This window comes from Sulfurimonas hydrogeniphila (assembly GCF_009068765.1).
Classification (GTDB): domain Bacteria; phylum Campylobacterota; class Campylobacteria; order Campylobacterales; family Sulfurimonadaceae; genus Sulfurimonas; species Sulfurimonas hydrogeniphila.
The window spans coordinates 1,683,790-1,694,788 of record NZ_CP035534.1; the positions used below are offsets into that span (position 1 = coordinate 1,683,790).

General features: G+C 38.5%; 8 protein-coding genes. 5 read left to right on the top strand and 3 right to left on the bottom strand.

The annotated features are described in order from the left end of the window. Positions 1–7: 7 nt before the first annotated feature. Together ETP70_RS08850 and pta are read right to left on the bottom strand one after the other, a co-directional pair. Positions 8–1,042 (bottom strand): acetate/propionate family kinase, encoded by a 1,035-nt coding sequence (locus ETP70_RS08850; protein ID WP_151900842.1) that lies wholly within the window; start codon positions 1,040–1,042, stop codon positions 8–10. Continuing rightward, positions 1,039–3,123, bottom strand: a complete 2,085-nt coding sequence (gene pta / locus ETP70_RS08855) for a phosphate acetyltransferase (RefSeq protein ID WP_151900843.1) — start codon at positions 3,121–3,123, stop codon at positions 1,039–1,041. Before pta ends, ETP70_RS08850 begins: the two co-directional genes overlap by 4 nt. Before the next feature lie 159 nt (positions 3,124–3,282). Between pta and ETP70_RS08860 the strand changes: the two genes are divergently transcribed. Continuing rightward, positions 3,283–3,627 carry a YchJ family protein gene (locus tag ETP70_RS08860; RefSeq protein ID WP_151900844.1) on the top strand — a complete coding sequence of 115 codons (345 nt, stop codon included), beginning with the start codon at positions 3,283–3,285 and terminating at the stop codon, positions 3,625–3,627. 253 nt (positions 3,628–3,880) lie between these two features. On the opposite strand, the gene ETP70_RS08865 is transcribed toward ETP70_RS08860, so the two are convergent. Continuing rightward, complete coding sequence (locus ETP70_RS08865; protein WP_151900845.1) at positions 3,881–4,246, bottom strand: GNAT family N-acetyltransferase; 366 nt, start codon at positions 4,244–4,246, stop codon at positions 3,881–3,883. Positions 4,247–4,363: 117 nt separating this feature from the next. Here ETP70_RS08865 and ETP70_RS08870 point away from each other — a divergent pair, with 117 nt between their 5' ends. Genes ETP70_RS08870 through ETP70_RS08885 form a run of 4 tightly spaced genes read left to right on the top strand, consistent with a single transcriptional unit; the run spans position 4,364 to position 10,997 of the window. Continuing rightward, positions 4,364–6,136, top strand: a complete 1,773-nt coding sequence (locus ETP70_RS08870) for a hypothetical protein (protein ID WP_151900846.1) — start codon at positions 4,364–4,366, stop codon at positions 6,134–6,136. Continuing rightward, positions 6,126–8,078 carry a sensor histidine kinase gene (locus ETP70_RS08875; protein WP_151900847.1) on the top strand — a complete coding sequence of 651 codons (1,953 nt, stop codon included), beginning with the start codon at positions 6,126–6,128 and terminating at the stop codon, positions 8,076–8,078. The genes ETP70_RS08870 and ETP70_RS08875 overlap by 11 nt, the downstream gene beginning before the upstream one ends. Beyond that, complete coding sequence (locus ETP70_RS08880; RefSeq protein WP_151900848.1) at positions 8,071–9,342, top strand: GGDEF domain-containing response regulator; 1,272 nt, start codon at positions 8,071–8,073, stop codon at positions 9,340–9,342. The genes ETP70_RS08875 and ETP70_RS08880 overlap by 8 nt, the downstream gene beginning before the upstream one ends. Before the next feature lie 47 nt (positions 9,343–9,389). Beyond that, complete coding sequence (locus ETP70_RS08885) at positions 9,390–10,997, top strand: ABC-F family ATP-binding cassette domain-containing protein (RefSeq protein ID WP_151900849.1); 1,608 nt, start codon at positions 9,390–9,392, stop codon at positions 10,995–10,997. The last annotated feature ends 2 nt before the right edge of the window (positions 10,998–10,999 follow it).

The window sequence follows — 10,999 nt, forward strand, 5'->3', positions numbered from 1 at the left end:
GATTTTTCTATCTTTTTAAAACTTCCAAACACTCGTTTACTATTTGCAACTCTTCATCTGTTTTTATCACTAATGATTTTATATTTTTAAGTATTTTATTATTCATAACCGCTTCTCGAACATATGCAGAATTTTCGCCTATACCGCCGCTGAATATTATGGCATCCACATCCTCAAGCAACACCATATACGCACCTATATACTTTTGAATCCGTCGCACCATAATGTCGAGTGCCAGTTTTGCCGCATCATCTTTGCGGTTTTGTATCTTTCGTACATCATTTTCGCCGCACAAACCAAGCAGTCCTGACTTTTTATTGAGCATTTCATCTATTTCATTCGGCTTTACATGTAAAGACTCTTGCAGATATAAAACAATAGCCGGGTCAATGTCACCGCTCCTTGTTCCCATCACAAGCCCTTCAAGCGGAGTAAATCCCATAGAAGTATCGCAGCTTTTCCCGTTTTTAACAGCACAGGCACTTGCTCCGTTTCCAAGATGCAAGCTTATAATGTTTGTATCTTCTGCTTTTTTTCCAAGCAATAATGCCGCTTGTTGCAGTAAATAGGCATGAGACGTCCCGTGAAAACCATAACGGCGGATTTGATGTTTTTCATACAGCTCATGGGGAAGTGCATATAAAAATGCCTCTTTTTTCAGTGTTGCATGAAAAGCCGTATCAAAAACAGCTATTTGAGGGATGTTTGGCGCATAGTGACGAACGACTTTTATACCTTCAAGATTTGCCGGATTATGCAAAGGTGCCAAAGGAATTAAATCACTTATAGCCTGCATAACCTCATCATCTATAAGAACAGAAGCTCTAAACTGCTCACCGCCGTGAACTACTCTGTGCCCTACTGCATCAATCTCTGCAAAGTTTACATGTAAAGACTCTATCGCCTCAAAATGGTTTGCTACAGGCGAATTTGGCTCGCCTATATGTTCTACAAGCTCGCTTTGCAAAATTTTTGCACCCGGCATTGCAAAAAGTTTGAATTTTAAAGAAGAACTTCCGGCATTGATTACTGCAACTCTCATTGGTTTTCCCCCGCTTGAATAGCCGTAATAGCTACGGTATTGACAATATCCTCCACCAGACAGCCTCGGCTCAAATCATTTACCGGCTTGTTGAGTCCCTGCAATACGGGTCCTATAGCAATGGCTCCGCTTGAGCGTTGTACGGCTTTATAGGTATTGTTGCCTGTGTTTAAATCAGGAAATACAAATACCGTCGCCTTCCCTGCCACTTTTGAGTTCGGCAGTTTGATTTTTGCCACCTCTTTGTCAATTGCCGCATCATACTGAATAGGCCCTTCTACAAGTAAATCCGGTCGCTTTTGGCGTACAATTTTTGTGGCAGTTCTTACTTTGTCAACATCCGAGCCGTGCCCGCTCTCTCCCGTCGAGTATGAAAGCATGGCAATTTTTGGCTCAATACCGAACATTTTTGCACTTTGCGCCGATGCAATGGCGATTTCTGCGAGCGTTTGCGCGTCCGGATCCTGATTGATTGCACAGTCACCGTACACAAGCACCTTTGTTTTAAGACACATAAAAAAGACACTTGAAACAACAGAAAATTCCGGTTTTGTTTTTATAATCTGCAAAGCGGGACGAATGGTATCTGCCGTTGCATGAATAGCACCACTGACCATACCGTCGGCATAACCGAGTTGTACCATCATTGTGGCAAAATAGTTCACATGCAACATTGCATCTTTGGCTGCCTCTTTTGTGATACCTTTGTGTTTTCTCAGCTCGTAAAAAACATCCGTAAACTTTTCTATCAATGGGGATGAGAGATGATTGACTACAGTTGCCGCGGATAAATCAAGCCCCAAACGCAGATAACGCCCTTTGAGTTCTTCTTCATCACCTATAAAAATAATCTCTGCGACCCCTCTTCTTAAAATTATTTCTGCTGCCCTTAAAATGCGTTCATCACTTGATTCGGGCAACACGATTCTTTTTTTATTTTGCGACGCCATGTAAAAAAGTTTGTATTCAAACATCTGCGGTGTCATAATATCACTGTAGGCTGTTGCTATCTTTTCTTCTATGCTTTTTATATCCACACTGCTGTTAAAAAGTCCCAAAGCAAGTGCGATTTTTCTCTCAGAATGAGCACGCAGTCTTGAGTGCACTTTCATGACATCTCTTGCTGTTTCAAAAGTATCGGTATCGACACAGAGTATAGGCACTTTGAAGCTGTTTAGCCCTTCTATGAGCTTTTGAATATTTTTATTAAGCTTCATACTGAAAGGAAAAATAATCGCAGCAATATTCGGATAACCTGAAGAGTGCAAAGCCCCAAAAAGCCCTAAAATAATATCAGATCTGTCAGCGGGAACAATGACCAAATCTTCTTCTTCAATATGTTCTAAAAAATTATCGAGTGTCAATGCTGCAACTTTGACATTTCTTATCACTCTGGTATGGTCATAGCTCTCAAGCAGTATCTTTTTTGCGCCAAGCGTCTCTATCACATCCTCAATAGTAGGCAAGTTCAATTCCTCTACCTCTTTTAAAAGATAAATTGTATAAGGCACTTTTTCAAACATTTTTTGCAACTGCTTGTACTTTTCATCATTGACACGGTTCACAAAAGTGGCAAAATGGGTACATCCCTCAGAAGTCAGATACTCATTTTCAATCAAAACATTTTCATATATCTCTTTTGTTGTGGCACTGTCGACTTTAATGACGCTTATCACGGGTGCGGCAAAATTTTGGGCGATTTTGACATTTAAATCATAACTGATGGTCGAGGTTAAAAAAGAACGCCGAATCCCTTCACACAATACAAAATCATACTCACGTTCAAGCTTTTTGAATTTGTCTATAAGACGGGTTATCAGAAGATTGTCCTCTTTTTTAGAAATCATCTCTTCGACTTCTTTAATGTCAAAACCATAACATGCTGCATAGTCTATATCGAGATTATAACGCTGCAAAATAAAGTCTATATCACCGTCACGTATGTTTTTGTCAAAGATTATCGGGCGAAAAAAAGCGACACGATGCAGTTTACGCTTGAGTATTTCCATCATGCCCATAGAGACAAAAAGTGTCCCTGCATTTTTTTCCTGTGCGGCAATATAGAGTGATTTTATTTTCATGTTTTTACCTTTTTGCTTACGAACAAGATTATAAGCTTTCAGTCTGGGTTCCGTTGTGTCTCGGAATCGGTACTTTAGTGCCGACTCTCAAGGCTATAAAAGTCTGAGTTCTGAAATGGTTCAATATACAGTATAATTCTATCTAAAAAACGGAACCTTATGACACCAAAAGAGTTAATGATAAGCAGATATGAGGCATTTGTAAAAAAAGACTGGGAATATTTGGCACACACTTCTGTTTCACAGACAGTTGAAGATTTGCGACATACGCCTGCATTAGAGTGGCTGAGGCTTGATGTGTTACATGTAACGGCAGATACGGTCGAGTTTAAAGCCTATTACAAAGAAAACGATACCTTACATGTACTGCATGAAAAAAGTTTTTTTGTGCAGAAAGATGGCCAATGGAAATATAAAGACGGAACACTTTACAACTCCAAAATAGAGCGAAATATCAGCTGTCCCTGCGGAAGCGGCAAAAAATACAAAAAGTGCTGTGGCTGAATATTTGTTTGTTATGCAGGTTTTACACAGTTAAGACACAAAGTCGGCACTGCAGAAAAAAATTTAGTTTTTTTCACAAGTCATGCTTTAGCATAGAAAGTACCGATTCCGAAATACAAAGGGACCCATCCTTCAGGGTGGGCTGAGAGTGGCAGGAAAGCAACAACAGTTTTTTTTGGAACCCGTACTTCAGTGCGGGCGAGCATGGCAGGAAAGCAACAAACAGTCGGCACTGCAGAAAAAAACCAAATTTTTACACTTGAATAACATTTTTTCCTTGCCATTTGAAGGAGAGTACAAGTTTTTCGCAGGCGGCAGTTTTGGCATAATCCTGCAGATACTCCAGCATCATTTTAGCATAACCTTTTTCACGATATTTTTCATCCGTGACCAAATCAAAAACATAAAGATGTCTTTTATGGCAGAGGCTTGTCTGCACCGCTGCACCTCCGTAGCATACCAGTTCACCGCGTTCCAAAATACCGAACATCTTATATTCCATATGTCGCATATCGTATATAAGGTCTTCAAATTCATCGTAGCTCAGCTCTGTGTAAAGCTGTTTTACCAGGTCATACACGGGATAAAGTTCTTTGAATGTCATTTCTCTTATTTGCATAATGTTATTGTAGCACATAATAAGAAGCTAAAGAAACCCGTACTTTTAATGCTCAAATGTGTATTTAAGAAAGTACAAAAGTTTTCTGTTCTATAATGAAAAGAAAACGGGAAGAATATGAAATTTATACAGCTTTTTTTACTCTTTGGGATATTTTTATACGCTTCGGTAAAAACACCTTCTGATGTCTATTCTCAGTCTATTGTGCTCAAACAGATGGTTGAAGAACTGCGCAAAGAAAACGGCATCACAAAACCACTTAAAGAGGTTGAACAGCAACATAACAAACTGCCGCGGCATGTTATTCAAAAAACACTTGAAGTGTTGACAAAAGTAAACAAATACAGAGAAATACACAACTTTGGTCCTATTGCCATTCCGCCTGTTCCTCCAAGAAAAATTACCCCGCAGGATGTATATAACAATGTCATACGACTAAAAGAAGAGATTCACTACCTGCTCAAAAACCAAAAAAAGTACTTTGCTTACAAACAGTACAAAGACAAAACACCGAGTGATGTTTACCAGGTACTCTGGACAGTTTCTCTTGGTTTTGATGAGTTGCTGGGACAGGGATTTACCCCAAGTGATGTTTATATCCAGTCACAGCAGATTCTTGAGCGTATTGAATTTTTACGCTCTTCACAAAGAGAGTACAGTGATGTAAAAATGCCGCCAAAACGACCAAACCTTCATCCGAATCATGCACTCTATGCCTCAATAGATTTGATAAAAAAGATAAGTGAAGTTGAAAAAAAACTCTGGATGACGCCCGTACCTGTACCAAAAGCCAAGCACAAAGTCATCTCTCCCACAGAAGTATATGACTCTCTGCAAACCGTCAAAGCAGAGCTTAACAGACTCTCTCGCCGTTTGGGAATAGAAAGAAGCTTTCCACCAAAAAAACTCCAAACAAAAAAGACACCTTCGGATGTCGTCCAAAATCTTGAGTATGCAAAAGCACTTCTGCCTGCTTTTGATTTTTCTCATCCGCTCAATCAGTATCCACAAAAATCACTTACCAAAACACCTAATGAAGTTTATGCACTCAGCGAATATATTTTGCATAAAATTATGCGAATCAAAGAGAGAAGAGGCATCCAGCTCAAAGCGAAAAAAGTACCGTATGTCTATGGACTTGAGCCTATTTATGTCTATGTTAAAGGACTTGAAGATTTGGAAAAAACAGCAAAACTAAAATCACTCGAAGGATTTTACCCCTCACAAATCCCTGATGCACCAAATACAAAAATAACACCAAGTGAGGTATATGAACTCATTTTACGACTTGATGATGAAATCAACCTAGTTTACAATACAAAAAAATATAATTATAATTTTATCTCCTACAGAAACTACCTCGAGAAAAAAATATACCAGGACAAGACACCTTCTGATGTTTATAATCTCTTATGGAAAATATCGTATGAACTTGATACAATTTTAAACCAGGAGTATACTCCGAATGAGACCTATATTCTTGCTGTCAAACTCTACAAAAACATCCAGACTGTCAGTTATCATTTGACGCAAAAACAGATACTTGTTCCTTTGCTGAAGTATGAATCAAAAGCTCCCTCTGATGTCTTTATGCAAAGTCTGCAACTCATGCAGACACTTACAAAAATCAAAAAAAGAGGCAATCTCAACTCAGCAACACTTACTATTCCGCGTGACAAAATCATCACACCAAACTCTGTATATAATGCCTTGCGCCTCATCAGCGGGACTGTTTCAGAACTGCGCGTTTACTATAATATACAAGAGCATACAACTGCGCTCTCACAAAAAACACCAAAGAACAAAACACCTTCAGATGTTTTTAGTGTCTTAGAGGCAACAAACAAACTCGCACAACAAATTCTCAAAGACAGTACCTATGCGTATTAGTCTCTCAACAAAGGTTGCCATCGGCACTTTCATCATTGCCACGGTCGGAATACTTGTGATTGTCTTTTTCTCTTTTTCTCTTATGATGCAGTATTCAAAAGAGAATTCCCTTGAACAACTCAACTTTGAGCTCAAACAAAACAAAGAAAGTATTCACAACGACATCCAACAGGTTGTTTATGATGCAAAAATCCTCTCAAAAAATGAAGATGTTACAGCATATTCGCGGGCATTTTACAATCCTTACAGTTATGATAAAAAAACAAACAGAACTTTAAAAGGAATAGAGTCTTCTCTTGAAAAAAACTTTATCGCTCTTTTATCGCACAACGATGCCTATTTCAACATCCGTCTTTTATATAAAACCGGTTGGGAACTCCTTGTCACATATAAAGACAAAGAGGGTGTACATATTCAGAAAAAGAGTCTTTTACAAGACAAATCAGCAAAAAAATACTTTCAAGAAACAATAAAACTCCATCCTGAAGAGGTTTCTGTCTCAGATATAACACTCAATGAAGAGTATGGACAGCTTTCCTATCCGCTTACGCCGACTATTCGCATCTCTTTACCAATATATATTGACAAAAAACTCTTTGGTATGCTCATCATCAATGCAAATATCAATAAACTTTTTCGGGTGATTAAACAATATGATGACAAAAACAGCCCTAAAAACATCTATCTTGCAGACAAAAACAAATACTATATTTACAATAAGGACCAAAGCAAAACATTCGGATATGTGTTTGGGCACAAAGACTACAGGCTTGATTATGATTTTGATCTGAGTAAACAGAGTTATTATAAAGACGATATATTGTTTACCTATACAACACTTCACTATACAAAAGATAAATTCATATATATTGCACTGACATCTACAAGCAGTTTTTTACAAAAAGACTATAAAAAATTTATTCACTCACTCACACTTTATAGTTTGCTAGTCTCCTTGCTTATTGCTTTGATCTCACTTATACTTGTCCGTTGGCTTATCACACCACTCAGTAAAATCACCCAGGCTGCAAAAGCCATTGCCGATGATACGTCAAAAAACAACATTGACTTCAATACTATTCATACGCATGATGAAATCGAAGAGTTGGCAGACTCTCTGCAGATTATGCTTCAAAAGTTAGAAGAGTCAAAAAAAGATGTCGAGAAAAAAGTCAAAGAACGCACAGAAGAACTTAACAAACTCAATGAAACACTCGAACAACTGGTGAAAGAAAAAACAAATGAAAATATCAAACAGCTTGAAACACTTCAACAGCAGAGTAAACTTGCCTCCATGGGAGAGATGATAGGCGCCATTGCCCATCAGTGGAGGCAACCGCTTAACGAGATAAGCATAGCCGTCCAAAATCTCAAATATGATTATGAAGACGGATTAATTACAAAAGAGTACCTTGATGACTTCATAAAATCAACAAAAAAAGTAATTCAGTTTATGTCCGATACCATTGACGATTTTAGAAATTTCTACCGGGTTGACAAAACACAGGAACGCTTTAGTGTAAAAGAAGCGGTACAAAGAGTTCTCTCTATTCAAACAGCGCAACTGCAAAACAACAACATCAAAGTTACACTCCTTGGTGAAGATTTTGAAACAATCGGGTACAAAAATGAACTGCAGCAGGTTATTTTAAACCTTATAAACAATGCAAAAGATGTTTTGCTTGAAAGAAATATCAGTGACGCTAAAATTACAATTATTTTAAAGAATCATACAGTAATAGTACGTGATAATGGTGGGGGAATCACTCCAGAGGTTATAGACAGGATTTTTGAGCCCTACTTTACGACAAAAGAACAGGGCAAAGGAACAGGAATGGGTCTGTATATGTCTAAAATGATGATTGAAGAAAATATGAACGCAAAACTGAGCGTAAAAAACACCGGCGAAGGTGCAGAATTTAGGATAGACTTTGATGAGTAAGAATGATATTGCTATATTGTATGTGGAAGATGAAGTACATGTAAGAGAGATGCTCTCACGCTTTTTGCAGCGTTTTTGCACTAAGCTTTATATTGCAAAAGATGGAGAAGAGGGGCTGTCTTTGTACAAAAAGCACCATCCGGATATTGTTATTTCAGATATCCGTATGCCAAAAATGAGTGGACTCGAGATGGCTGAAGCCATCAAAAAAATCAATCCTTCCCAACTTATTATGCTCATAACAGCCCACAATGACAGTGAATTTTTACACAAAGCCATTAACCTTGGAATAGACGGCTACATTCTCAAACCGGTAGATTTGGATGCTGTGAATGAAAAATTAAAAACTCTTATACAACGCATACAAAACGAAAGAGCGGCACAGCAGCTCAAAGAGAGCGAAGAGAAACTAAAGCTTCTTTCACAGGCTGTGGAACAGATGCATGAAATGGTACAGATTACAGATGTTGACGGAAAAATCATTTATGTAAATCCTGCGGCAACCGAGAATACGCAATATGAAGAGAATGAACTTGTAGGAAAAAGCAACCGTATACTCAAATCAGGAGAACATTCAAAAAAGTTTTATGATAATCTATGGAAAACTGTTTCAGAGGGAAAAACCTATCAAAATACTTTTATCAACAAAAGAAAAGACGGAAGTCTGTACTATGATGAAAAAATCATCTCTCCCATAAAAGACAAAGATGGAAAGGTGCGCTACTTTGTCTCCACAAGCCGTGATATAACACAACGGATTGCTCTGGAAAAAGAACTTCAAAAACTTGCAACCAAAGATGCGCTTACAGGTCTGTATAATCGCTATAAAATGTCAACACTTATAGAAGATGAAATAAAAAGAACAAAACGCTACGGTGAAGTTTTCAGTCTTCTTATGCTTGACATAGACAAATTTAAGAATGTCAATGACACCTATGGACATGATGTGGGCGATTATGTTTTGCAGGAGTTGAGTCGTATTGTTTTGCAAACCATAAGAAAAACGGACAGTTTCGGGCGATGGGGCGGTGAAGAGTTTATGCTGCTGACCCCCCATACAAATACACAACAGGCTATGGAACTTGCCCAAAAAATACGTAAAGGTGTAGAAGAACATCCTTTTAAACATGTAAAAAAAATCACAGTAAGTATTGGCGTTACAGAGTACATAAACGGAGAAAAGGAAACATCACTCTTAAAACGCGCTGATCAGGCTTTATACGAGGCAAAAGCTTCCGGGCGCAACCGGGTAGTCTTTTTTTAACCATATTTTAGATATAATCGCGAAAAATATTAACTAGGCTAAACAATATGGTAACAGTACAAAACTTAACAATGCGCTTTGGAAACAGAGTGCTTTTTCAAGACATAAACTTAAAACTAGACCGTCACAAAAGATACGGTCTTATCGGAGCAAACGGAGCCGGTAAAACAACATTTTTGAAAATTCTTTCAGGTCAAATCAATGAATATGACGGGGAAGTCATCATTCCAAAACAAAACAAAGTCGGCGTTTTGGGACAAAACCAGTATGCTTATGAAGACTTTACAATTATGGATGCTGTTTTATACGGAAACAGACGCTTGTATGATGCTATCAAAGAAAAAGAAGAAATTTATATGTCCGGTGATTTTGAAGACGATGCTGTCAACAACCGTCTTGCTGAACTTGAAACTATCTGTGTGGAAGAAGACCCGACCTATGAATACGATGTAAACATTGCAAAAATTCTGGAAAATGTCGGAATTGCGGCTGAAAAGCACAATGAACTGATGAGCACACTTGACTCTGCTGACAAATTCAAAGTTCTTTTGGCGCAGGTTTTATATCCAAAGCCTGATGTATTGTTTTTGGATGAACCGACCAACAACCTTGATATTGAAACAATCAGTTGGCTTGAAAACGAACTCAAAAGACATGAGGGAACGATGGTTGTCATCTCGCATGACAGACATTTTCTCAATGCAGTAGTCACAAACATTCTTGATGTTGATTACCAGAAAATCCGAGAGTTTACCGGCACCTATGACGACTGGTATATTGCGGCAAATGTCATGGCAAAACAGATGGAACTCGACAATGCAAAAAAACTCAAAGAAAAAGAGCAGCTAGAAGCTTTTGTTCGTCGATTCAGCGCCAATGCATCAAAAGCAAAACAGGCAACTTCAAGACAAAAACAGCTTGAAAAATTAAATATAGAAGAGATTAAACCGTCATCCCGCCGTGATCCTTCTATCGTTTTCAAACCAAAAAGAGTCATGGGAGACGAAGCCTTAAATGTTGAGCATATCTGTCATTCATACGGAGACAATGAAGTCTTAAAAGATGTTACTTTTAAAGTAAATCCGGGTGAAAAAATCGCCATTATCGGTGGCAACGGTGTAGGAAAAACAACACTTGTAAAAATAATTATGGAAGAGCTCAAACCAAGCTGTGGCGGTACTGTAACCTGGGGAGCAACAATTGAATCTTCCTACTTTCCACAGGATACAGCGGATATTATCAAAGGCGACGGCACACTTTATGACTGGCTGCGTGCCTTTGATCCTAAACGGGAAATATCAGAAATCAGAAACTGTCTCGGAAGAATGCTTTTTAACGGAGAGCAGCAGGAGAAAAATGTCGAAGCGATTTCGGGGGGAGAAAAACACCGAATGATGCTTAGTAAGATGATGCTTGAGGGTGGTAACTTCCTTGTGCTTGATGAACCGACCAACCACCTTGATCTTGAAGCGATTGTTGCCCTTGGTGAAGCACTGCATGAGTTTAAGGGCAATGTTATCTGTGTCTCGCATGACCGTGAACTTCTTGACGCTTTTGCCACACGCATCATAGAACTGCATGATGATCATACCTATACCGACTTTCAGGGAAGCTATGAAGAGTTTGCTGCTGCCAAAGAAGCCGGAACACTCTGAAA